The sequence below is a fragment of the Streptomyces sp. NPDC054863 genome (assembly GCF_053610825.1).
Genome location: NZ_JBSGZD010000071.1, coordinates 1 through 23,329, shown reverse-complemented (window position 1 = coordinate 23,329; position 23,329 = coordinate 1). Strand labels below are relative to the sequence as shown.

At 72.6% G+C, this 23,329-nt stretch carries 21 protein-coding genes and 2 pseudogenes; 12 read left to right on the top strand and 11 right to left on the bottom strand.

Translation table 11 applies throughout. The features are described 5' to 3' along the window. Positions 1–159: 159 nt before the first annotated feature. The 3 genes from ACWGIG_RS15905 (at position 160) to ACWGIG_RS15895 (ending at position 2,670) form a co-directional block, all read left to right on the top strand. Positions 160–732, top strand: a complete 573-nt coding sequence (locus ACWGIG_RS15905; protein WP_453322177.1) for a DoxX family protein — start codon at positions 160–162, stop codon at positions 730–732. Positions 733–832: 100 nt separating this feature from the next. After that, complete coding sequence (locus ACWGIG_RS15900; RefSeq protein ID WP_453322176.1) at positions 833–1,726, top strand: phosphatidylinositol-specific phospholipase C; 894 nt, start codon at positions 833–835, stop codon at positions 1,724–1,726. 95 nt (positions 1,727–1,821) lie between these two features. After that, positions 1,822–2,670 carry a polysaccharide deacetylase family protein gene (locus ACWGIG_RS15895; RefSeq protein ID WP_453322175.1) on the top strand — a complete coding sequence of 283 codons (849 nt, stop codon included), beginning with the start codon at positions 1,822–1,824 and terminating at the stop codon, positions 2,668–2,670. Here ACWGIG_RS15895 and ACWGIG_RS15890 read toward each other — a convergent pair. Then, on the bottom strand, positions 2,608–2,910 hold the full coding sequence (locus ACWGIG_RS15890; protein ID WP_453322174.1) for a DUF4190 domain-containing protein: 303 nt from the start codon (positions 2,908–2,910) through the stop codon (positions 2,608–2,610). The genes ACWGIG_RS15895 and ACWGIG_RS15890 overlap by 63 nt on opposite strands. Positions 2,911–2,947: 37 nt before the next feature. Further along, positions 2,948–3,094 (bottom strand): hypothetical protein, encoded by a 147-nt coding sequence (locus ACWGIG_RS15885; RefSeq protein ID WP_453322173.1) that lies wholly within the window; start codon positions 3,092–3,094, stop codon positions 2,948–2,950. Positions 3,095–3,217: 123 nt separating this feature from the next. Between ACWGIG_RS15885 and ACWGIG_RS15880 the strand changes: the two genes are divergently transcribed. Beyond that, the gene (locus ACWGIG_RS15880) at positions 3,218–3,871 is read left to right on the top strand and encodes a TetR family transcriptional regulator (protein WP_453322172.1); all 654 of its coding nucleotides are present in this window, start codon (positions 3,218–3,220) and stop codon (positions 3,869–3,871) included. 158 nt (positions 3,872–4,029) lie between these two features. On the opposite strand, the gene ACWGIG_RS15875 is transcribed toward ACWGIG_RS15880, so the two are convergent. Then, entirely contained in the window at positions 4,030–4,932 is a 903-nt protein-coding gene (locus ACWGIG_RS15875) for a hypothetical protein (RefSeq protein WP_453322171.1), read from the bottom strand. 806 nt (positions 4,933–5,738) lie between these two features. On the opposite strand from ACWGIG_RS15875, the gene ACWGIG_RS15870 reads away from it, so the two are divergent. Further along, complete coding sequence (locus ACWGIG_RS15870; protein WP_453322170.1) at positions 5,739–7,172, top strand: threonine/serine ThrE exporter family protein; 1,434 nt, start codon at positions 5,739–5,741, stop codon at positions 7,170–7,172. Here ACWGIG_RS15870 and ACWGIG_RS15865 read toward each other — a convergent pair. Then, complete coding sequence (locus tag ACWGIG_RS15865) at positions 7,169–8,257, bottom strand: glutamate--cysteine ligase (protein WP_453322185.1); 1,089 nt, start codon at positions 8,255–8,257, stop codon at positions 7,169–7,171. The genes ACWGIG_RS15870 and ACWGIG_RS15865 overlap by 4 nt on opposite strands. 437 nt (positions 8,258–8,694) lie before the next feature. After that, the gene (locus ACWGIG_RS15860; protein ID WP_453322169.1) at positions 8,695–9,624 is read right to left on the bottom strand and encodes an SMP-30/gluconolactonase/LRE family protein; all 930 of its coding nucleotides are present in this window, start codon (positions 9,622–9,624) and stop codon (positions 8,695–8,697) included. A gap of 93 nt (positions 9,625–9,717) precedes the next feature. Between ACWGIG_RS15860 and ACWGIG_RS15855 the strand changes: the two genes are divergently transcribed. After that, entirely contained in the window at positions 9,718–10,170 is a 453-nt protein-coding gene (locus ACWGIG_RS15855; RefSeq protein ID WP_453322168.1) for an Lrp/AsnC family transcriptional regulator, read from the top strand. 40 nt (positions 10,171–10,210) lie between these two features. Here the strand turns inward: ACWGIG_RS15855 and ACWGIG_RS15850 are convergent, their stop codons facing one another. Next, positions 10,211–11,083, bottom strand: a complete 873-nt coding sequence (locus ACWGIG_RS15850; protein ID WP_453322167.1) for an alpha/beta fold hydrolase — start codon at positions 11,081–11,083, stop codon at positions 10,211–10,213. Between the two features lie 216 nt (positions 11,084–11,299). Between ACWGIG_RS15850 and ACWGIG_RS15845 the strand changes: the two genes are divergently transcribed. The 3 genes and pseudogenes from ACWGIG_RS15845 (at position 11,300) to ACWGIG_RS15835 (ending at position 14,094) form a co-directional block, all read left to right on the top strand. Then, positions 11,300–11,608 (top strand): hypothetical protein, encoded by a 309-nt coding sequence (locus tag ACWGIG_RS15845; protein ID WP_453322166.1) that lies wholly within the window; start codon positions 11,300–11,302, stop codon positions 11,606–11,608. 323 nt (positions 11,609–11,931) lie between these two features. Continuing rightward, positions 11,932–12,990: pseudogene (locus ACWGIG_RS15840) on the top strand (translation initiation factor 2); the annotation flags it as partial. 138 nt (positions 12,991–13,128) lie between these two features. Continuing rightward, entirely contained in the window at positions 13,129–14,094 is a 966-nt protein-coding gene (locus ACWGIG_RS15835; RefSeq protein WP_453322184.1) for a pyridoxal-phosphate dependent enzyme, read from the top strand. Between the two features lie 27 nt (positions 14,095–14,121). Here ACWGIG_RS15835 and ACWGIG_RS15830 read toward each other — a convergent pair whose 3' ends face one another. Further along, positions 14,122–15,450 carry an MFS transporter gene (locus ACWGIG_RS15830; protein ID WP_453322165.1) on the bottom strand — a complete coding sequence of 443 codons (1,329 nt, stop codon included), beginning with the start codon at positions 15,448–15,450 and terminating at the stop codon, positions 14,122–14,124. Between the two features lie 2 nt (positions 15,451–15,452). Continuing rightward, positions 15,453–16,916 (bottom strand): alkyl sulfatase dimerization domain-containing protein, encoded by a 1,464-nt coding sequence (locus tag ACWGIG_RS15825; protein WP_453322164.1) that lies wholly within the window; start codon positions 16,914–16,916, stop codon positions 15,453–15,455. Positions 16,917–17,088: 172 nt separating this feature from the next. On the opposite strand from ACWGIG_RS15825, the gene ACWGIG_RS15820 reads away from it, so the two are divergent. Together ACWGIG_RS15820 and ACWGIG_RS15815 are read left to right on the top strand one after the other, a co-directional pair. Then, on the top strand, positions 17,089–18,339 hold the full coding sequence (locus tag ACWGIG_RS15820) for a PucR family transcriptional regulator (RefSeq protein WP_453322163.1): 1,251 nt from the start codon (positions 17,089–17,091) through the stop codon (positions 18,337–18,339). Beyond that, positions 18,336–18,491, top strand: coding sequence for a hypothetical protein (locus ACWGIG_RS15815; RefSeq protein ID WP_453322162.1), 156 nt, complete (start codon positions 18,336–18,338; stop codon positions 18,489–18,491). The genes ACWGIG_RS15820 and ACWGIG_RS15815 overlap by 4 nt, the downstream gene beginning before the upstream one ends. Here the strand turns inward: ACWGIG_RS15815 and ACWGIG_RS15810 are convergent. From ACWGIG_RS15810 to ACWGIG_RS15800, 3 genes are all read right to left on the bottom strand, one after another. After that, entirely contained in the window at positions 18,466–19,908 is a 1,443-nt protein-coding gene (locus ACWGIG_RS15810) for an acyl-CoA synthetase (RefSeq protein WP_453322161.1), read from the bottom strand. The two genes, ACWGIG_RS15815 and ACWGIG_RS15810, sit on opposite strands and share 26 nt — an antisense overlap. 142 nt (positions 19,909–20,050) lie before the next feature. Continuing rightward, a complete protein-coding gene (locus ACWGIG_RS15805) occupies positions 20,051–21,049 on the bottom strand; it encodes a GNAT family N-acetyltransferase (RefSeq protein WP_453322160.1) in 999 nt (332 codons plus the stop codon). Between the two features lie 17 nt (positions 21,050–21,066). Next, positions 21,067–22,842 carry a hypothetical protein gene (locus ACWGIG_RS15800; RefSeq protein WP_453322159.1) on the bottom strand — a complete coding sequence of 592 codons (1,776 nt, stop codon included), beginning with the start codon at positions 22,840–22,842 and terminating at the stop codon, positions 21,067–21,069. Positions 22,843–23,092: 250 nt separating this feature from the next. Between ACWGIG_RS15800 and ACWGIG_RS15795 the strand changes: the two are divergent. Next, positions 23,093–23,329 (top strand): annotated as a pseudogene (locus ACWGIG_RS15795) (hypothetical protein); the annotation flags it as partial.

Below are 23,329 nucleotides of genomic sequence, written 5' to 3'. Positions count from 1 at the left end.
GGCCCGGGTGGACGGACCCTCGTGCGGTTCCCGTCCGGCGCAGTACGTGGACGGACCCTCGTGCGGTTCCCGTCCGGCGTAGTACCGCGCTGCTCGGGCGGTGCGGGCAGCGGAGAGTGGGAACGTCGCCCCGTACCTCACCCGAAGCCTGGAGAAGACATGGCCTCCTGCCTGAACCACCGCCGCGACCTCGGTCTGCTCGTACTGCGCGTGGGCACCGGCGCGGTGCTGGCCGCGCACGGCACGCAGAAGCTCTTCGGCTGGTTCGGCGGCGGCGGCATCGAGGGGACCGGCGCCGCCATGGAGTCCATGGGGTTCACGCCCGGCAGGCAGAGCGCGGTCGCCGCGGGGCTCGGCGAGGCGGGCGGCGGCGTGCTCCTCGCACTGGGCCTCGCCACTCCGGCGGCCGGTGCGGCTGCCGCGGGGGCCATGGCGGGAGCGGTCGCCGTGCACGCCCCCGCCGGGTTCTTCGCCCAGTCGGGCGGGTACGAGTACCCCGCCTTCCTCGGGTTCACCGCCGCCTCGATCGCCCTCGTGGGGCCGGGGCGCCACTCGCTCGACCATGCCACCGGCCACCGCTTCGACCAGCCTTGGACTGTGGCCGCCGCATTCGTGGGCAGCGCGGTCGCCGCCGCCGTGGTGGTCGGCAAGCGCCAGAGGCGCAATGCGGCAGGGGACGACAGCGGGAACGGGAACGGGGACAGGGCCGGGGCCGGGGACGAGACTCGCTGATTGGCCCCAAGTGCGGCTTTTCTCACGCTGGTTGACGCTCCCTCATGTGTGGTTCGATGCGCACGTGTGACCGGAGCTACGCCAGGGAGAAGAGTTGCGCATGGACCGACGAGGGTTCCTCAAGGGTGCGGCGGCCCTCTCCGCCACCGGGCTTCTGACCTACGCGGGCGCAGCACCGGCAGCCGCCGGGGCCCGGGCTCGCGGGGTACGGGCGTACGGGACGCAGGACTGGATGGCCGGAGTCGACTCCGCGCGACCGCTGCGCACGCTGACGGTGCCCGGCACCCATGACTCGGGCGCCCGGTTCGGCGGTCCCTGGGTGGAGTGCCAGAACACCACGATCGCGCAGCAACTGGCGTCCGGCATCCGCTTCCTCGACGTACGGTGCCGGGCCTTCGAGGGGTCGTTCACGATCCATCACGGCGCGTTCTACCAGAACCTCAACTTCGACGACGTCCTCACCGCCTGCCGGGACTTCCTTGCGGCGCATCCGTCGGAGACGGTGCTGATGCGGGTGAAGCAGGAGTACTCGGAGGTCTCCGGCACGGAGTTCGGAGCGCTGTTCACCGACTATCTCGACCGCAGGGGATGGCGTTCGCTGTTCCTGATCGCCGACGCGCTGCCGTCCCTCGGGCAGGCGCGCGGCAGGGTCGTCCTGCTCGCGGACAACGGCGGGCTGCCCGGCGGGGTGCGCTGGGGCGACACGTCGGTCTTCGACATCCAGGACGACTACCAGGCGGAGCCGTTCGCCAAGTACCCCAAGATCGAGGCACAGTTCAGGAAGGCCGCCGCCCAGCCGGGCAAGCAGTACATCAACTTCGTGAGCACCGCCGCCGCCCTGCCGCCCCGGTGGAACTCCGACCGTCTCAACCCGAAGGTGCACACCCTGGTCGACAGCTCCGAGGCGAGCGGCTGGCGGGGCCTCGGCATCATTCCGCTGGACTTCCCGAACACGCGGTCGGGGCTGGTGGACTCACTGATCCGGCACAACTGAGGCGGGGACGGGGAGGGGCAGCGGAGCCCTGAGCACGCCGCGCCGAGCGCGCGGCGGCCCGTCCGGCGCATCGGGGACCGCTACGTTGTCGTCGCATGAGCCTCCGCCTGCCCCGACGGTCCGTCCTGCATGCCCTGCTGCCCGCCCTGACGGCCTCGGCCGGGTTCGCAGCACCGTCCGGCGCTCGGGCCGCCGCACGTCCGGCCGCCCCCCGTCCGGCCGTCACTCCCGCATCGCTGGAGAGCCTCTACGGCCGAGCCGTTCGTACGATCCCGACCTCGCGCCGAGTGATGGCGCTGACCTTCAACGCGGCCTGGGACGAAGCCGGCCTCGACACGGTCCTGACGGTGCTGCGGCAGCAGAAGGCCAGGGCGACCTTCTTCCTCACCGGCCGCTTCGCCGAACGCCATCCCCGGGCCGCGCACGCGATCGCCGCAGCCGGACACGGGCTCGGAAACCACTCCCACACCCACCCCCCCTTCAAGGCCCTCACCCCGGCCGAGCGCGCCGAGGAGGTCACCCTCGCCCAGGACGCCGTCCGCCGGGCCACGGGCACGGAGCCGCTGCCGTTCTTCCGCTTCCCCTACGGCACCACCACCCCCGCCCAGATCGCCGAGGTCAACGCGATGGGGTTCGCGGACATCGAGTGGACCACCGACACCAACGGCTACAAGGGGATCCTCGGCGGCATGACCGTACAGAAGGCCGTCACGAGGGCCATGGACGTGATCCGGCCGGGTGCGATCGTGCAGATGCACGTCGGTTCCCTCGACGGGCAGGTCCCCGTCCTCGACGCCGAGGCCCTGCCGCAGCTCATCGACGCGGTCCGTACCCGCGGCTACAAGATCATCGACCTGCGCACCCTGCTCGTCCAGCCGTCCTCAGCCGCCGAAGCTCCAGGACACCGAGTTGCTCAGGTCGACGACGGTGGCGAGCACCACTAGATCGGCGACGCCGAGGCCGAGGCCGAGCCAGGCGCGGAACCGGCGGGTGGTTCCACGGCGCAGGGCGAGCGTGGCGAGCACGAGGGCGGCGGGGCCCAGCAGGATGTTCATGGCGAGCAGTCCGACGAGGCCGAGCACGAACGAGGCGACGGCCATCCCGTCGGCATCGCGCAGACCGACCCGTCGGGTGCGGTCGGCTCCGGGGCGGTCGGTGGAGACGGTGGGGGCGGTGAGCTGCATGGCGGTGTCCTCTCTCGGTGGTACCGGCTGTCGGATCTCAGCGGTTCCGGCGTTCCCGGACGGCGAAGACCAGCAGCCAGCAGCCGATCAGCGCGGCGGCGATCAGCGTCACGGGCAGCGGGGCGTGGGCGACCGGGCCCAGCAGGAAGCCCAGCAGCAGGAGTACGGCGACGAGAGCGATCACGGGTTCAACACCTCGCGAGGGAGTGGGAGTTGATGAGTTCAGTGAACAGTTGTAGTTACAGTTGTCCACTGAATCACACCTCCATGCTTCCCTTCTTCGGAGAACGACTGTTTACTGGATGACATGAGTCACACCGCAGGCAGCGCCGCAGAGACGACGGGAATCCGGCAGGCCCAGAAGTTGAGGACCCGTCAGGCCCTCATGGACGCGGCCCTCGGCCTCCTGGAGCACCAGAGCCTGAGCAGCCTCGGCCTCCGGGAGGTGACCCGGGCGGTCGGGCTCGCCCCGACCGCGTTCTACCGGCACTTCAAGGACACCGCCGAGCTGGGTGTCGCCCTGGTCGAGGAGTCGCTGGGCGGCCTGCACAGCGCCATCCGCGCGAGCCTGGCCGCGCCCGACGCGGACGACAGCGAGGCCCGTATCGCCCTCACCGTCGCCCTGATCGCCGGCCTCGTCCGGTCCGCCCCCGCCCACGTACGGTTCATCGCCCGGGAGCGGCACGGCGGGGTGCGGCCGGTGCGCGAGGCGATCGGAGGCCAACTGCGGCTGTTCGCCGACGAGGTGGCCGACGCGCTCGGCGCGCTGCCGGACTCCGCGGGCTGGTCGCGCGAGGACCTGGTGATGCTGGCCGGGGTCTACGTCGACCACATGGTGATGACCGCGTCGGCATTCCTCGACACGGACCCCGGTGACGAGGAGACGACGGCCGAACTGGCCCGCCGCCAACTGCGCCTGGTCAGCCTGGGCCGCCTCCACTGGCTCGACGCGCACGGGTGACCGGCGCACGCGGATGATCCGGCACACGCGGGTGACCCGATGCGCGTGGGTGACCCGATGCGCGTGGGTGACCCGATGCGCGTGGGTGACCCGATGCCCGCAGGTGACCCGGCGCACGCAGGTGACCCGATGCCCCCGGTGACCCGGGCCGCGGACCGTCAGCTGTCGTACGGCTGAGCGGCCGACGGCACGGGCGCCAGGCGGGCGAGGGGCAGCGCGGCGACGTCGGCCGCGGGCCGGGACAGATACAGGTCGGCGTGGTAGTAGCCGTCCGCCTCCTTGCCCGCCGTACGCAGTCCGGCCGCGGCCAGGGCGTCGAACGCCGCGTTCCGCTCGGCGTCGTCGGCGAAGCGGCGCTGCCGGAAGGTACGGGCCGGCAGCTTCTCCGTCACCAGGCCCGAGGCGGCGAGCAGTTCGGCGATCTGCCCGTACGGCACGGTGCGCAGCACGAACGCGGCGACCCACGGCGGGGTCGGCATGCAGTCGAGGAGCCCGGCGAAGGTCCGGGTGCGGATGTAACCGATGCCGCCCGTCACGGTGATGAGGTCCGTGCCCGCCAGTGCGCGGCGCAGGGCGGGGCTCGGACCGCCGACTTCGAGGTTCTCCGCGAAGGAGTGGTCGAGCAGGCCGACGTCACGCGCGTATCCGGCGGCGCGGGCCGCCACGTCGACGCCCGTCACCGACACCGCTTCCGGCGTGCGGCGGGCGGCGAAGAAGGCCCGGTCCTCGGCCGTGAGGCGGCGGGCCGAAAGCGCGGCCAGGTGGCGGGCGGTGTACCGGGCGTACAGCTCGGACAGGGTGACCCGGTGGTTGAGGAGGGCCGCGTTGATCCCGTAGGAACAGCACAGGTCCACCACGTTCAGCGGTGTCCGGTCGGGGCGCAGGCCGCGCAGCGCGCCGGTCAGCGCCCGGAAGACGGCCTGGCCGTGGTGGGGTATCTGGTACGCCAGCGGTCGCATCGTGGTGAAGTACGAGCGGGGGTCCGGGCAGTCGTAGATGTCGTCGAAATCCGCTTTGCCCCAGTCGGCATGCGTGGTGGTGGTGCTCGGTCGTGCAGTCATGGAAGCCCTCCTGACGTGCGTCGCCGTGCAGGGGATTCGACAGCCGCAGGATGCGGCCGAAGCCGGTGCGCGGCGCGCCACTCCGCCGCTCCCGCCTCATCGGCGCCGACTGCGCCCGGGAGGAGCAGGCCGGGTGGGGCTCCACGTCACCAGTGTCACCAGCCGGGCCGGACCGGTGCCAGCGGGAAACCAGCCAACACTTCGGCCCCGGAGCGCTCTTCCTCCCCCTTCCGCCCTCTTACGCCCTCTTCCGCCCCAGCGCCGACCGCGGTGCGTTCGGCGTGCGACGGCGTGTCGTAAAACTGTATGACTCTCCATCAGATTCCATGCTGCTGCACGATGCAGGCGAGTGCGGAGCGTGACCGTACGCACCGCGCGGTCGCCCGCCCTCCTCCCCCGCCCCGACCGTGGAGAATGACATGCACAGCAGGAGACGCACGTCGCGAGGGCCGGGGAGACGCACCGCGGTGACCGACGGCGACCAGGCCTTCACCTCGACGGAGACCCGCCCCGTGGCGGTGTCGCCTGGCGGCTCACCGTGGAGAACGCGGTCCGAGCACCGCGCGGGGGGGGTGACACGTGCGTACGTGAACAGCACGTGCGTATGAGAACAGAACGAGCGTATGTGAACAGCACGCGCATACGCGGACAGCTCGGCCGCCGTCCGCGGCGCGTGGGCCCCACCCCGGTTCAGCCGGGGCGGGCCCGTGCTCTCGTACCGGCACACACCTCTGCGCGGCGGGCTCCGAGAGCCGGCCCGCACCCGTTCATGGCGCACCCGTCAACCCCCGGCGCTGGAGGCCCCGTTGCCCAGCAAGTCCCTTCCCTGGCTCCAGCGGAGCCTCGGGCGGCTGCGTGGTCTGGAGGCCGCCCCCGACCCGTTCATGCCCCCTCCCGCCGACCCCGAGCACCCGGACGCCGCGTTCGTCATCGCCCTCGCGCTGCTGATCGGCGATTCCCTGATGGCCAACGGCGCGGCTGCCGAGGAGACGGTCGCGGGCATGCTGGTGACGGCGGAGTCGTACGGACTCCAGTGGTGCGAGCCCGATGTGACGCTGTGGGTGGTGTCGCTGGCGGGCCGGATGGCCGACGACACCGAACCCACCTCCGAACACAGGGTCATCCGCCGCCGCACTCTGGACTTCACTGCGCTGGAACGCACCCACCAGCTCGTCCAGGACATCAGCGAAGGCCGCCTGACCGCCGTCGAGGCGCGTGCGCGCGTCATCGACCTGTGCCCCGCGCCCGAGGCGGGGACCGAGCGGAGCCGTGCCGCCCGTTGGGGCAGGGAATCGGCTCATGCGGGCCTGGTCGCCGCTTCCGGAAGTCTGATCGCGGGCGGCGACCTTCCGGTCGTGATCCCCTCCTTCGTCGCCGCCACCCTCGCCGGACGCGTCTCCACCGCACTCGCCGCCTACGGCGTGCCCGCCTTCTACCGGATCGCGCTCGCCGTGCTCCCCGCCGCGGTGTTCGCCGTCGTGGCCGACAATCTCGGCCACGGCCGCTACGGCCCGGCCATCATCGTCGGCGGTGTACTGGCCCTGCTGCCCGCCCTCACCATCATCAGCGCCGTCCAGGACGCACTGACCGGCCACTACGTGACGGCGTACTCCCGGCTGATGGAGGCACTGCTCGTGTTCCTCGCGATCGTCTCCGGGACGGGGGTGGTCATGGCCCTCGCGGCGAAGGCCGGTTACAGCCTGCCGATCCTGCCGAGGACCACGTCCCCGGACTACTTCTCCTGGCGGCTGCTCGGCGCCGCGATGTTCACCGTGGCGATCGCTTCCCGGATGCGCGTACCGCGCCGCAAATGGATCGTCGCCGCACTTCTCGGGGTCGGGGGTGTCATCGGTTACATCGCGCTGCGCAACGCGGGCTTCCTGCGGCTTTCGTCCACCGGCATCATGGCCGGGACCATCGGCGCGGTCGGCCAGTACCTCGCGCACAGGAGCCGGGTGTCGGCTCTTCCCCTGGTCATCCCCGCGGTCACCCCCCTGCTGCCGGGCAGCATGCTCTACCGGGCACTGAGTGAGCTGGCGATCGATCGCATCGCGCAGGGGGTCACCCACATGGTGCAGGCGGTGGCCATGCTGATCATCCTGGCCACGGGAGTCAGCATCAGCGGCGAGGTCGCGTACTTCCTCAGGCAGCTCAGGGCACAGCACCGCGCTGCGGGCCAGCAGGCAGTGCCCCCGGACGCGCCGCCCCGGGACGCGCCGCCCTGGAACGCGCCGCCCTAGGACGCGCTCCGCCGTACGCAGTCCGCCACCGTGCGGCGCAGGCTCCCCGTGCGTTTCAGCAGGGCGCGCTGGACTTCCGCGCCGGTTCCGGTGGCCAGCAGTCCGGTGAGGCCGCGTCGGGCGTCCTCGGCGTCGCCGTAGTCCTCCAGGGCCGGGCCCACGTGGGCGAACAGTGCTTCGAGGACCTCGGCCGCGGGTTGTGGCCGCAGCGTTTCGGGGTGGACCAGGCGGTCGGTCAGTCCCGAGCGCGCGGCGCGCCACGCCGCGAGCCGCAGCGCCCCGACCCCGTGCGCCGCGGGCGGCTCCCCCGCGCGGTGGGCGCGCGCCGCCGTCTCGACCAGACCGCGCACCAGCGTCGCGAGCAGGACCGTCGTCGAGGCGTCCAGGCAGACGTCGGCCACCCGGATCTCGACGGTCGGGTAGGTGTGGGACAGGCGGGCGTCGAAGTACACCATGCCCTTGTCCCGCAGGACGCCGGTCTCCAGCAGGTCGGACACCTGCCGGTGGTAGCCCTCGGCCGAGCCGAAGAGTTCCACCGGGCCGGCCGAGGGCCACCGTCCCCAGACCCGGTTGCGGTAGCTGCTGTAGCCGGTGTCGGCGCCCTGCCAGAAGGGCGAGTTGGAGCTCAGCGCCGTCAGGACGGGCAGCCACGGCCTGATCCGGTCGAGCACCTGCACGCCCTCCTCGTCCGATTCGACCGAGACGTGCACGTGGCAGCCGCAGGTCAGCTGTTCCTGCACCGGCATGCCGAACTGCTTCTCGATCCAGCGGTGCCGCTCGCCGGAGTCGATCGAGGGGCTGACGGTGAGCGGCGAGGTGGCCAGCGCCACCGCGGCGGCCCCGACCTCCTCCGCGCGCCGCCCGGCCTCGGCCCGCCAGCGCCTGATCTCCTCGCCCAGATCGCTCATCGCGAACCGGGGGCGCGTCGCGAACTCCAGTTGCTCGCAGTGCAGTTCCTTCTCGAAGACCTCTTCCCTCTCCCCGCCCTCGGCGGGCACCGCCAGCACCGCCGACGACACCGCCCGCGACTCGCCCGTCTCCGGATCGACGAGGAGGAGCTCCTCCTCCACTCCCACACTGCGCACGACGCCGCCCTCCAGGTATCGGTGCACCGCGCCGGCCGGGCCGGAAGCGTGCAGCCGCTGCGGCCCGGGCATCCTCGGCGCGGGCACGGGCTCACCTGTTCCCGCTCCGCCGCCCGCCATGCCCGCCCGGCGCGTCACACCACACGGACGGGCCCCCGGGCCGCCACCTCAGCGAGTCCGGCCCGACCGAGTACAGCACCCTGTCCTCCTCGCCCTCGGTGAGGCTCCAGAGCTCGTGGGTGGCGTACCACAGGGAGAGGTCCTGGGGCCGGTACGAAGGGTCGAGGACATGAAGAGGTACGGGCCGTACCGGGCCAGTCCGCCGCCGTGTCCGTAGATCCGCCGCTGGACGCCCGCCTCGTCCACCCGGACCGGGAGCACGAAGCGGTACTTCATGTCCTCCCGGGTCCGACACGTTCTTGGGCGTGCGGCAGCGGTTACGAGTCCAGCCAGGGCCGGCGCCCCGGTCCGGTCGGGTGGGTACCCGTGACGGCCATGACCACCGAGTAGAGGCTGGTCTCCGCGGTGATGAAGAGGCGGTTGCGCTTGGCGCCGCCCCAGGCGATGTTGGCCACCGCCTCGGGCACTTCGATACGTCCGATGAGCGTGCCGTCGGGGGCGTAGCAGTGCACTCCGTCGTTCATCGCGGCGGCCCAGAGGCGGCCCTCGTCGTCGAAGCGGAGGTTGTCGAAGCGGGCCTGCTCGCGGGCCCCCGCCTCGGCGAAGACCTTGCCGTCGGACAGCGTCCCGTCGTCGCGCACGTCGAAGACCCGGATGAAACCGGCCCGGGTGTCGGAGACGAACAGCCGGCTCTCGTCGGCCGAGAAGACCAGGCCGTTCGGTGCACCGAAGCCGTCGGCGACCTGGCGCACCTCACCGGTGGCCGGGTCGATGCGGTAGACGTTGTTGGCGCCGATCTCGCTCTGTGCGCGGTAGCCCTCGTAGTCGCTGGTGATGCCGAAGTCGGGGTCGGAGAACCAGATCGAGCCGTCGGACTTCACCGCCGCGTCGTTCGGGCTGTTCAGCCGCTTGCCCTGGCACCGGTCCGCCAACACGGTGACGGTGCCGTCGTGTTCGGTGCGGGTCACCCGGCGGTTGCCCTGCTCGCAGGTGACCAGCCGGCCCTCGCGGTCGAGGGTGTTGCCGTTGGTGTGCCCCGCGGAGCGCCGGAAGACGTGGACCGCGCCGGTCTCCTCGTCCCAGCGCAGCATCCGGTCGTTGGGGATGTCGCTCCAGATCAACTGCCGCCAGGCGGGCAGGTAGATCGGGCCCTCGGCCCAGCGGCATCCGGTGTACAGCACCTCCAGCGCATCGTCACCATTCATGCACCGCCCGGTGCGGAACCTCTCGTCGAACATCTCGTACATGCCCCAACCACCCCTCACCGAACGCTGTTTGGCCTGTAGCGAAGATTGCGGGATGTCGTATGGTCGACACAAGGCATTGTCGAACGGAGAGTTGTGGATCACATAGACCGCGTCCTGCTGGCCCAGCTCCAGCAGGACGCCACCCAGCCCTACGCCGCACTCGGCCAGGCCGTCGGCCTCTCCGCAGGCGCCACCCACGAGCGCGTACGGAAGCTGCGCGAGCGCGGTGTCGTCCGACGCACCGCGGCCGAGGTGGACCCCGCCTCGGTGGGCGCCCCCGTCCTGGCCTACGTGATGGTCGACTCGACCTCGTGGATGGGTGATTCGGCACAGGACTTCGCCGCGCTCCCCGAGATCCTGGAGGCGCACGTCATCGCGGGCAGCGCCTCGGTGCTGGTGAAGGTCAGGACTGCCACCACCGGGCAGTTGCAGGACGTCCTGCGCCGGATCCACGCCGTCGAGGGGGTCAGCGGGACGCATGCCACGGTGGTGCTGGAGACCTTCTTCGAGCGCCCGGTCGACCCGCAGGCCTCCGCCCCTGAATGACGGCCGGGTGGCCCCCGCGACAGAGGGCCGCCCGCCGGGTTCAGTGCCTCGCGGCGTGTTCCAGGACTGCGGTGGCGAGCGGGGCCAGGACCTCGTCGGGCAGCGCGTGGCCCATGCCCGGGATCTCGACGACGTGCGTGCGGCGGATCGCCTGGGCGAGGTGCTGCGGGTGCGGCGGCGGGAAGACGGGTTCGGCCGGGGAGGAGATCACCAGGGTGGGCACGTCGCTCTTCGCGAGCTCTTCGGTGCGGTCCATGCCGCTGGGGTCGGCGTCGGCGTGTGCGGTGCTGGTCGCGTGGTGCCCCGTGTGCTCGATGATCTTCCGCTCCAGGGCGCGGGCGCGCTCGGGGTGGAAGGGGAGCCGGTCGCCGGAGAGCGCCCGCCAGTGCGCGACCCTCCGGTCGAGTTCGGCCTCCAGGCCCCGGTCCTCGACCGGCCTGGCCCACATCTCCAGGATCTCGGGCGCGATGCCCGGCAGTTGGTCGGGCGGGGTGCGCGTGCCGTCCGGGTGGACGTACGCAGCGGTGCTGAGCGCACAGGCGCCCACCACGGTCGCGCTGAGCAGCCGGTCGGGGTGATCGGCGATCAGAAGCTGGGTGAGCATCCCGCCCATGGAAAGCCCCACGACGTGCGCGCGGTCGACACCGAATCCGTCCAGCACCGCGATCGCGTCCTCGGCGAGGTCGACGATCCGGTACGGCTGCTGCGCGAAGGGCCAGCTGGAGCGACCGGTGTCACGGTGGTCGTAGCGGATCACGCGGTGGTGCACGGCGAGCATGTCCACGAACTCGTCGGGCCAGCCCTTGCCCGAGGTCTGAGCACCCATGATCAGCAGCAGTGGCGGGGCCTCGGCCTCACCCACCGCCTCTGCCCACAGGCGTACTCCGGGTGCTGCGTCGATGAACTGCTCCATGCTGCTCCTTCGTACGTGGTCTGCGGAACCAGACCTTCGGTTGACCTGCAGATGACCTTCAGGCGGCCTCGATAAGACGATACGTTGCGTCTCGTTTGTGAGCAAGGGGCTTTCGCCGCACGGTCGTTGGGGCCCCGGCGACCGCCCTGAAATGCCGCTGCCGGGTGGGGGGGCCGTCGTCTAGGGTGACGCCCGAGGGGTGCGAGTCGGACCTTTGTGCGCCCCGCCGGAAACAGGGGGCATCTCATACAGCCGACAGCACGCTCCGCACGCGCCACGAACCGGCTCACCGAGCGGTGGGCCACCGCCGGGCCGGGTCATGACCGGCCGGCCCTCGCGGACGCGACCCTGTGGCCGCTCCTCGCCCTCCTCGCGACCGACGGCAAGAACCCCGACGCCTGGGCCGCCGAACGCACCGGCGGCCTGATCCGCACCCTGCCGGTGGCGCTGAACGAGGACACCCGACTCGTGCCGGCCGCAGCCCAGACGGTACGGACCCGCCGGCCCTCCAGGAGCGTGGCGTGACCTCCCTGCTCGACGGCCTCGCCGTCAATCCCGCCGCCCCTGCCCACCTGCTCCTCCGGCTGCTGGAGCCCTCGTACGAAAGCACCTGGACCGCGCTGGCCTCGCGCCGCTCCTCCTTTCCCGACGAGGTGACCGCGGCGATCGTCACGCACCCGCTTCCCCCGGTCCGCAAAGCCCTGGCCCGCAACCCGTTCGTCGATCCCGCCGTGCGCGGGCTGCTCGTCGACGATCCCGAGTGGATCGTGCGGGCGCACCTCTCCGGCCGTCCGGGGCGGGACAGCAGGCGGCCCGTGCGCCCGCTCCCCGACCCGGTGGTCGACCGGATGCTGACGACGTACGACAACGACTGCCTGCACGAGCTGGTCTCCTCCGGGCAGATATCCCTCCGCCTCCAACTCACCTACTGCCGACACCCCTTCGCCTCGATACGGCGCATGGCCGTCTCCGTATGGACCCTGCTCTCCGACGACGAGCGGGCGGCGCTGCTGACGGACCCGCACCCGCAGGTGCGGGCCGCCGCGGAGCGCAGGACGGAGACCCACGACGCCGAGGCGATGGAGCGTGAGCTGGGCCCGCTGCCCCCGCCGCGCAATCACGCCACCACACACATCCTGGTGAACCGCCCCCTCACGCGGACGGTCGTCGACTGGCTGCTGAGCGACCCCGATCCCGAGAACCAGTGGGTACTCGCCCACAACCGCAGCACTCCCCCTGAGGTCGTCGCCACGCTCGTCGCACACCCCGACCCGAAGGTCAGACTGGAGCTCGCCCGCCGCGACGACCTCGCCCCCGGACTCGTCAACTCCCTTGCGCAGGACGCCGATCCGCGGGTACGCACCGCGGTCTCGCTGCGGTCCGGGCTGAGCGAGGACGAGCGGGCGGCGATCGACTACACGGTGAACACCGATGCGGACGAAGAGGACTTCGGCCCGCGCGCCCACCACGTCCGGGCGGCTCCCGACCCGGCGGACACCGCCAGGTACGCCCGCTCGCGCCACCCGTTGCTGCGCAGGCGGGCCGCCGAGGATCCCGCTCTGCCCGCCGCGCTGGTCGCCCTGCTGGCCGAGGACGCGGACCCGGGCGTACGGATGCTGCTCGCGCACAACCACCCTTCGCCACCACCTGAGTTGCTGCTGCGCAGCTACCTGGAGCACCCGTCCGGAACCGGCGGCCTGCTGCTCGAACACCCGCGGTTCCCCGTCGCGGGACTCGCGGCCCGCTTCGCCGACGCCGGCGCCCCCGCCGAGCGGCGCCTCGCCGTACTCGACCCCGGCCTCAGGCCCGACACCGCCGACCGGCTCACCCGCGACCCGGACCCGACCGTCCGCACGGCCGCCGCACGCCACCCCCGACTGCCCGCCGAACGCCTGCCGGCCCTCCTCGACGACGACGAGCTGGGCGGGGCGGCGGCAGCCAACCCGGCACTGCCCGTGCGAGTGATGTACGGACTGCTGAGTGATGTACGGACTGCTGTCGGATCGACGCATCAGAGATCAACGCATCAGAAACGGAGCACGGACATGACCCTCCCCCTGCAACTGACCCTGGACGACGTACGCGACGCCGCCGCACGGCTCAAGGGCGTCGCCCACCGCACCCCCGTCCTGCGCTCCCGCACCCTGGACGGGCTCGTCGGTGCCGAGGTGCACCTCAAGTGCGAGAACTTCCAGCGCATCGGCGCGTTCAAGTTCCGCGGCGCGTACAACGCCGCCTCCCGTCTCTCACCGGAGCAGCTGGCCAAGGGAATTGCCGCCTACTCCTCCGGCAACCACGCCCAGGCCGTCGCCCTGGCCGCGCGGGAGCTGGGCACCACCGCGGTGATCCTCATGCCCGAGGACGCCCCGCAGTCCAAGGTGGACGCGACCCTCGGCTACGGCGCGGAGATCGTCACGTACGACCGGTACGCCGGGGACCGGATCGCCCTCGGCGAGGCACTGGCCGCCGAACGCGGTCTGACGCTCATCCCGCCGTACGAGCACCCGCACGTCATCGCCGGGCAGGGCACCTCGGCGCTGGAACTGATTGAGGAGAGCGGTGAACTCGGCGCGCTGGTGGCCCCGGTGGGCGGCGGCGGCCTCATCGCGGGCAGTGCCACCGCGGCCAAGGGTCTGTACGGCGGGACGCGGATGATCGGGGTGGAACCGGAGGCCGGGGACGACACCAGGCAGTCCCTGGCGGCGGGCAGGCGGATCACCGTCCCCGTGCCGCGGACCATCGCCGACGGCCAGGCGATCCAGACGCCCGGCGAGCTGACCTTCTCCGTCAATCAGCGGCTCGTCGACGAGATCGCCCTGGTCAGCGACGACCAGATCCGCGCTGCCATGCGGTTCGCCTTCGAGCGTCTGAAGATCGTCGTCGAGCCCAGCGGTGCCACCGGACTCGCCGCTCTGCTCGCCGGACGCATCGGCCAACTCCCTTCCCGGGTGGGCGTGATCATCTCCGGCGGCAACATCGACACCCGTCGCTTCACGGAACTGTGCGGGTGATGCCCCAGTACGGCCCGAGGGCTCCTGTCAGTGGCTGACGGGAACCCCTGAGGTCGGGGACTCCGGGACGCCGAGCCGCCTGGCGTCCCTCTCCGGGCGCATGAAGAGGGCCGCCAGGACGCCCGTCACCAGCAGCAGGGCGGCCGTGACGAGCCAGCCGTTCGCATAGCCGGCCGTCGCGGTCGCCGCGCCGTCCACGATCCGGCCGAGCACCAGCGGGGACACGATGCCGCCCAGGGCGAAGACCGCCACCAGCGCGCCGAGTACGACGCCGCGCTGGGAGGACGGCGCGATCCGGGCGATGGCCGTCTGCGCGGCGGTGAGCATGACGAGGGCCACCGCCATCGGGCCGAACATCATCGGGATCTTGATCCACAGCGCGTCGGCGGTGGCGAACACGGTCACCGCGCCCGCCGAGACCACCAGCAGCAGCCCTGCACCGGCTCCGGCCGGCAGCCTGCCGACGGTCCCCCGCAGGGCGGCCCGGCGGCCCAGCAGCCCGTGCGCCAGCAGGACCACCCCGTTGGCCACCGCGCCGCCGCCGACCGCGGCGCCTGACTGCCCGAGGTCCCAGCCCACCACCGTGTGGAGGTAGTCGGGCAGCCAGGTGAGTTTCGCGCTCATCACCCAGTAGGCCGCGAACGCGCCCAGTGCCGCCGTGACGAAGGTGCCGGAGAGGAACACGGCCCGCAGCGACACCTGGACGGCTTCTCCCGCCGCGGGGCGCGCCGTGCGGCCCACGGGCGGAGCCAGCGGCCCCTCCTTGCCCTTGACCGCCCACACCACCGCCCACAGCAGACCTGCGAGACCCGCGGCCCCGAAGGCCCAGCGCCAGCCGAAGTGGGAGATCACCGCACCGAGCGTGGGCGCCGCCACCGCGACTCCCGCCGCCGCGCCCACCATGAGGATCGCCGTCGGCAGGGTGCGCTCCCGCTGCTCGAACCAGCCGTGCGCGTGGTGGACCGCCACGGGCGCCGCCGGCCCCTCGGCGAAGCCGAGCAGCACCCTCGTCACGATCAGGGTCCCGAAGCCCGCCGCTCCCCAGAGCATCGGCAGCTGGGCGGCCGACCACAGCAGGCCCATGCCCAGGAGCAGTACCGAGGTGCGCACCCTGCGGGTCAGGAACGACACCCCCAGTGCGGACAGCGAGAAGAGGCTGAAGAAAGCGGCCTGGGCCGCGCCGAACTCCTGACGGCTGAGACCGAACTCCTTCATGATCTCCGGCCCGGCCAGCCCCAGGACCGCCTTGTCGGCGAAGTTCACCAGCATGAAGACCAGCAGCAGCCAGGTGGTCGTCCAGGCCCGCCGGCCGCCGGCCGGACCTCCCCGCCCTGTCGCGGCGGACTCTGCCTCCATGGTCACGCCCCTTGCTCAGCGCCGGAGTTCGGGCTCTCGTCCGTGGGGACGCCGCCGCATCCGCAGCTCTCGTCGTCGACCGCGCCCACGCTGATGGCGCCCGCGGCCCGGCGCCGCCCTTCGTCGCTGCGCGTCAGTTCCGTGGCGACGTCCGTGCCCTCCGCCACGGCGGCGGATTCCGCAGCCGCCCAGTGGAAGACTCCGCGCGCCATCGTCGAGGTCTCCTGCCCGGCCCGGCGGGCGAAGACCTCGGCCCGGATCCGGGCCACCTCGCGGTCGGCGGGGGCGGCCAGCGCGGCGGTCTCGGCCAGGTGCGAGGCCAGCCGCAGTTCCCCGCGCCCGAGCAGCCGCTCGGCCCGGTCCGCCAGCGCCCGCGCGCCTCCCGCCGCCTCGGCGAGTTCAGCGGCCAGCGCGGTTTCGGGGGCGGGCTTGAGGTGCGCCGGGTTCTGGTCGTACCAGCCGCCCCACAGCCGCCACAGGTTCCGTACGACGAACTCGGGCTCGTCGTAGGCCGGGTGGAGGTACGGCTTCTCCAGGAGGCCCGGCGGGACCTTCACCCCGTGCAGCACCTCGTCGAGGCGCGCGCCCGCGTTCATCAGGTCCCGGGTCTGGGTGCACAGCGATTCGAGCAGTTCCGCCGTGTCGCCGAGTGCCTGCCGGATGCGGTCGGCTCCGAGGATCGGCACCCCGTGCCCCGGGAGCAGCACCTCGGCGCCCAGTTCCTGCATGTCGCGCAGCGCCCGCGCCCACTCCACCGGGTAGCGCTGCACCTTCTGCGGGTTGCCCGCGTTGGGCGAGTTCCAGATGAAGAGGTCGCCCGTGCACAGGGTCCGCAGTTCAGGTGTCCACACGTAGGTGTGGTCGTCGGTCTCGCCGCGGGCGTGCACCAGCTCGAAGGTCAACTCGCCGCGCTTCAGAGTGAGTTGATCGCGGTACGTCGTGTCAGGGTAGCGGTAGTCCGTCGGCCACTCCAGGGACGGGACGCCGAACTGCTTGCGGTTGATCCAGGTGTTGTAGCCGGCCGTCTCCCGGTAGCGGTCGAAGCGTGCCGTCACCGCCTCGTGGGCGACGACCTCGGGGCGGGGGGTCCCGGCCTCGGCGGCCTCCCTGTCGAAGGGCCCCACACCGAAGACGTGGTCCACGTGGCCGTGGGTGTAGACCACCGTGCTCACGGGCGCCGCGGAGTGGCCTCGTACCGACTCGTGCAGGGGGACGGCGGTACGGAAGTCACCCGAGTCGATCAGCACCAGGCCGTCCCCGGTGTCGAACACGGCCACGTTGGCGAAGGCGGGGAAGAAGCCGGTCCGGTCGCCGATGCGTACCAGGCCGCCGTCGGTGAACTTCCCCGTGAAATGGGCGAGCAGCGACTCCTCGCCGGACCAGACCCGGTCCGCGTAGTCGATGTAGCCGCTGGAATCGCGGTGACCGCGGGAGGTGTGGTGACCGCTGGAATTGTGCTCCGTCATAGCGTCCGGCTCCTCGTGCTCGCGCTCGGGGACCACCGCGCCTGCCCGCTGCGGTGGTCGGCTGATGTCCACGGAGTCTGTTCCGGATCATGGCGGGGAGATACCCTCCGTCCTCACAGTCGGGCGCGCCCCGACTTGTGATCCGTCACACTCCGTCCGGAGGAACCGCCCGGTGCCCAGCGACCTGCCCCCCGATCCGCCGATCGACCAGCACCGCTCGTACCCGCCGCTCTCACCCGCCGCGCAGGCCCTCGCCGCCCGGTGCGAGGGCCGCGTGAACGAGCTCGCCCGCCACATGGCCCGCGAGACCTTCGAGCACCTGCCGGGGTACGCCGATCTCCCCGCCGACGTGAAGGACGTGGAGATAGCCGCGACGGTCCGCAGCGGGCTACGCCTCTTCCTGCGCCGGGTGCGCGACACCCGGAGCCGCGCAGGGGACCACAGTCTCTTCCGCGAGCGTGCCGCCCAGCGCGCCGACGAAGGCATGCCCCTGCACACCCTGCTGCGCAGCCACTCCACGGGCGTCTACGTCCTGTGGCAGGCGCTCAGGGCCGAGGCCGCCGAAGGGGAGGAGGGCGCGCTCATCGAACTCGTCGACTTCCTCCTGCGCGGTCACGAAGCCATCATCGGCGCCGTCGCCGAGACCTACCTCGACGAGCAGGCCGCGCTCTCCGCCGAACGCCGCGAGCACCACCGCTCGCTGGTACGCGGACTGCTGGACGGCTCGCTGCCGCCCGCGCGGGCCTTCGAGGAACTGGGGCTGGCAGGCCGCTCCCTCGTCGTCCACCTCCATGTCGCGCAGGAACGGCTGCCGACGGCCACGGCCGTCGCGGGCCGCCGCCGGGTCCGCCGCGTCCAGACCGTTCTCGACCGCCTGCTCGGCGCCGGTGCGGTGTCCCTGCTCGGCACCGACGGCGGCCATGTGATCGTTCCGCAGCGGGCCGACGACCCGGACGGCGACCGTCTCTGCGCGGAGCTGGCCACCCGGCTCCGGCAGGTCTGCGGCGACGGTGTGCGACTGGCCGCGGTAGCCGCCGCCACCGCCCAGGACGTACCGGCCGCCGGCCGTACCGCCACCGACATCGTCCGGGTCGCCCGCGCCTGCGGCCGGCCCCCCGGCCCGCACCGCATGGACGACGTCCTGCTGGAGTACCACCTCTCCCGCCACGACGAGAGCAGCGACCGCATCGCCGCACTGCTCGACCCGGTCGGTGACCGGCCCGAACTCATCGAGACCCTGCGCGTCCACCTCGAACACCGGCACGACCGGCGCAGCACCGCACACCATCTCGGGCTGCACCCCAACACCGTGGACAACCGGCTCGCCAGAATCACCGAACTCACCGGCCTCGACATCGCCTCCGCACGCGGGAACGCCCTGGCCCTCGCCGCCCTGCTGCTGCGCGGCAACGTGCCCGGTTGACCCTCGCGCCGACGCAGCCCGCCCCGGCGCCCTCCGACATCACGGTGGCGTACGTCGCCGACGAGGACGCCGACGGGGTACGGGTCCGGGTGTACGACCCCACAGGCGGCTCGGGCGGTGCCCGGCTCAGTCCCGCAGCGCCTTCTTCATGATCTTCCCCATGTCGTTGCGGGGCAGCGACTCCCGCAGCCGTACGATCCGGGGGCGCTTGTACGGGGCGAGCTGGCCGGCGACGTGGTCGGCGAGCTCCTGTGCGCTCGGCGGCGCCGTCGCGTCCCTCGGAACGATCCAGGCGACGACGGTCTCCCCCAGATCGGGGTCGGGTTCGCCGGTGACGGCGGCGTCCGCGACGGCGGGGTGTTCCAGGAGCACGTTCTCGATCTCGCCCGCACCGATCTTGTAGCCGCCGCTCTTGATCAGGTCGGTGGAGCGGCGGCCCACGATCCGCACGGATCCGTCGGCGTCCCGTGTCGCCATGTCGCCGGTACGGAACCAGCCCTGGTCGAAGGCTGCCTCCGTGGCGTCCGGCCGGCCCAGGTAGGCGGTGAAGAGGTTCGGGCCCTTCACCTGGATCTCGCCGAGCGTCTCTCCGTCCAGGGCGTCGACGGGCCGTCCTTCGTCGTCCACGAGGCGCAGCTCGACGCCGTCCAACGGCGTTCCCACACTGCCTGGTCGGGGCACGCCACCCGGTCGTACGCTCGTGTTCATGAGCGTCTCCGTCATGCCGTACCGCTCGACGACCTGCTGACCGGTCGCCCCGGTGATGGCCTCGTGGTCGCGTCGGGACAGCGCGGCGGAGCCGGAGACGAGGAGCCTGGCACCGGCGAGGGCCTTCCCCAGGGCCGGGTCGGCCGGCAGCGCTTCGGCGAGGCGGTGGTACATCGTCGGCACGCCGAAGAGCACGGTGGCCCCGTCGGTCAGCTCCTCCCTGACCCCGTCGGGCGAGAAGCGGCCGAGGTGGCGGAGGCTGCCGCCCCTGCGCAGCGGCCCCAGGACGCCGAGCACGAGCCCGTGGACGTGGAACAGCGGCAGGCCGTGCACCAGGACGTCGTCCCCGGTCCACTTCCAGGCTTCGGCGAGGGAGTCGAGGGTGGCGCGGATCGCCCGGCGCGGCAGGATCGCCCCCTTCGGCGGGCCCGTGGTGCCGGACGTGTAGACGACGAGCGCGGGCTCCTCGTCACCGGGCTCTTCGGGGAGGGCGGGCAGCGGTCCTGCCGGTGCGAGGTCCGGGTGTACGACGGGCAGCCCTGCCAACGGCTCCGGCAGCTCCGCCCCCGGGGCCGCGATGACGAGTCCTGGCGCACTGTCGGCCACGACGTGCGCGAGCTCGCGGGCGCCGCTGCCGGGGTTGACCGGCACGAGGGGAACCCCGGCGAGGAGGGCTGCCACCGCTCCCACCGCGGACTCCAGGGTCGGGGTGGCCCAGAGGGCGACCCGCTCGGCCCCGGCGAGGCGGACCGCCGTGGCCGAGGCCGCCGCTCTCAGTCCTGCGTAGTCCAACTCGCGGTCGCCGAACCGCAGGGCGGGGGCGTGACCCGCTGTTTCGAGGGCGGGAAAGAGCGTGGGCATGTCTGTCTCCTGCGCGAAGGTGAGGACGGCCTGCCCGGGCAACATCTCACGATCACGCCGTCGCCGAACAGTGCTCCACCCACGGATGCGCACCGCGCCCAGGCTCCGGCCCGGGGCGGACGTACCTCACCCCGACGGACCTTCACCCCACGGGACCCAGCGCCCGCGCATACGTCACCGTCTCGCGGTCCACCACGAACCCGGCCTGCTCGTAGAACCCCAGCGCACCGCTCGGGTTGGCCGTGTCCACGGTCAGTGACGCCGTGTCGTACCCGGCATCGCGCGCCGCGCCCAGCAGCTCCGCCAGCAGCGCGGGTGCCGCGCCCCTGCCGCGCCAGGCCCGCCGGGTCCCGAGGTGGCCGACATGGCAGTCCCGGCGGCCCGTCGCGGCCGTCTCCGCCTCGCTCTCCTCCGCCAGGAGGTACGCCACCACCTCGTCGCCCGAGACCAGCAGCCGGGACATCTCGGGCCTGGCCCAGCCGGCGCCCGTGAGCCAGGTGCGCCAGTCCTCCCTGTCGAGCCGGACGAAGTTCCAGTGGTCGCGAAAGGCGTCGTTGTGCGCGAGCCGGGTGGCCTCGTCGTACTCCGTCCCGTACGGCACCAGACGGGTGCCCTCGGGGGCCGGGCGGGGCTCGGGACGCTCCCCGTCCAGCGGCTGCTTCATCAGGAACCACCAACGGGCGGGTACGAACCCGCACTTCTCGGTCAGCTTGAGCAGGCCCTCGTCACCGGCCTTCCCGTCGAGCAGCAGCTCGCCCTCCAGCGCGGACAGCTCCGGGTCCGCCGCGTGCCGCGCCTGTGCCCGGGCTTCCAGCCAGGCGACGAGCCGGGACCCGATGCCGCGCCGCCGCCAGTCGGGGTGCACCGCGGCGTCGCCCTGGAAGCGCGCCCCGTCCACGGCGCCGTGCGGCGTGTGCAGCACGGCGTACGCCACCAGGCGCGGCCCGTCCCACCAGCCCAGACTGTCCTTTTCCAGGTCGAGTTTGGGGTCGTCCAGCACCTCGGCGAGCTCCTCCGCGTCGACGTGCGCACCGACCCGGTCGACCCGTTCGACCGCCTCGTGAAGTTCCACCCACGCGGACACCGCGTCCCTGCTCAGCGGCCGGGCATCCAGACTTTCCGTCACGTCCTGTCGGTGCATCCCTGCATCCTTTCGCATCACTTGTCGGTCGTCTCGCGCGCCGCCGTCCGGCCCGGGAGCAGCGTGTCCCCGCACCCTGCCCTGCCGGACTCGTACTCCCGCCGGTCGAGGCGGTTCACGTGCTCCTGCGCCCAGCCCCGTACCGCTTCGATGCGGCGCTTGTCGCGTACGGCGTCGTACCGGAGCCAGTCGCCGTGCGAGCCCCTGAGCGCCAGCGGTACGTAGCCGTGGGCGGCCAGCACCTCCCGGGTGAGGCCGGTCCTGCGGCTCCACGCGCTGTGGACGTGGACGAACTCCGGGCGCACCTCGCGCAGTACGTGGTCGCGGATCCGTGCGGTGTCGTGGGTGGCGTGGGCGTCGGCGAGGCGGCGGTCGGTGAGCCCGGCGATGTCCAGGGCCGTCAGCCGGGTGGCGAGGAGGGTGCCGCCGAGGTCGGGAAGCGCCAACGTGGCTTCGTCCAGGCCCAGTTGGTCCGCGTAGGAGTTGAAGGTCTCGCCGTAGCGCTGGGCCACGTAGCACATCGGGACGGTCGGGTGGGCCTCGAAGCGGGCCTCCGCGTCCTGCCGTCCGGCGACGGAGAGGACGAGGGCGACGACCGCGGTGCCCGCCAGCACCGGGCGCCCGCGGGCGGGAACCTCGGGCCAGGCCGCGACCAGGACGAGCCCGGCCGCCAGCGCGCCCACCGACCACACGGGGGTGGCGAAGCGGTACATCGTCATCCAGTCGGCGGCGAGCGCCCCGTACACACCGAGGGCGAGCGCGAGGGGGACCAGGACGGCCGCCACCGCCCGGCGGGCCCGGCCGGGACGGCTCAGCGCCAGGCCCGTACACCCGGCCAGGAGCAGCACCAGCAGCCAGCCGGCGTACGTCAACAGCTCGCCGGTGCGCGCGAGTTCGGCCAGGGCGGGTGCGCCCTGCGACTTCGCGACGGCCGTGTTCGGGATCCAGCGCCCGAAGGTCGCGTGCCGCCAGAGCAGGAAGGAGCCGTACGGCAGGGCGAACGCGGCGAGTGACGCGGCGGCGAGGCCCGCGCTCCGGCGCACCTCCCCGCGGTGGGCGAACAGCAGCAGCACCACCGGATACGCCAGTGCGTAGGCCGCCCCGTCCGGGCGGGTCAGCGCCGCCAGCAGGGCGAGCAGCCCGGCGGCGGTCGCGGTGCGTCCGGCGAGCAGGGTGCGCCGGGCCGCGGCCCGGGCGAGTACGGCGGCGAGCACGGACACGGCCAGCGCGTACAGCGGGTTCTCCAGTCCGGAGAACAGCCAGATCACGAGGGAGAAGTTGCCCGCGATCGCCGCTCCCGCGAGGAGCGTCACGGCGGGGGCGGCGAGGGGCCGGGCCGGGAAGGCGGCGCGTGCGGTCGCGGTCACCGCGACCAGAATCCCGGCCACGCAGAGCAGCGCGAGGAGCTTGGGGTACCAGACCAGGTCGGCGACGCCCGCCAGGGTCCTGCCGCTGTCGAAGAGGCCGAGCCTGCGGCCGAGGACGAGGAGGACCAGCCAGGAGGGGTTGGAGTACCCCTCGACCGCTTCGGCGCCGTGCTGCTGGACGGGGCCGTGGCCCTCGTCGATGCTGCGCGCGTACGCGAAGGTGATCGCGGCGTCGTCGATCAGCCAGTGCCCGAGCCGTGCTGCCTGGACGGCCGTGCCCACGGTGCCGAGTACGACGGCGGCCCCCTCGGCGAGCCGGAGCCGGGACCTGAGACGGCGGGGCGCGGCGGGCGCGGGCGGGGCGGGGGGAGTGCTCGGCGGCGGGGAGTCGGGGCGCTCCAGGAGCGCCGGAAAGGTTCCAATCACACCGGAAAGCTATGGTATCGGGCACTTCGGGACGGTGAGGCGGTGGAGCGTTTTCCGCACGGCCCGTACGGCTCGGGCAGCCGTCGTCGTGCGGCGTGCGCGCAAAGGCGGCATCCGGGTGATTTCCGTACCCGGCCGGACGCTTCCCGCTCGCCGGGCTGATGAGGTATCAGCACATTACGGGCAGCGGATTGTCGGCGTGGCGATGTCTCGTCGATGTCTCGATTTCTCATGTCTCGACGGAGGAGTGGTGACCACGGTGCACACGGTCCTTGGCGGATTCGGCAGTACGGGGCTCAGAGCGGCGGGGGTGACCTGGCTCGCCGCCGGCGCCGTGTTCCTGCCGCTGGGCATGACCGGCCCGGCGGCAGCCGCACCCCAGGCGGTGCGGGCGGATCCGCTGCCGGGCGGACTCGGGCCCTGCGTGCCGGGCGACTGCCCGGACCCGTACCCGCCGATCAACAACGGCGACATCGCGGGCTACGAC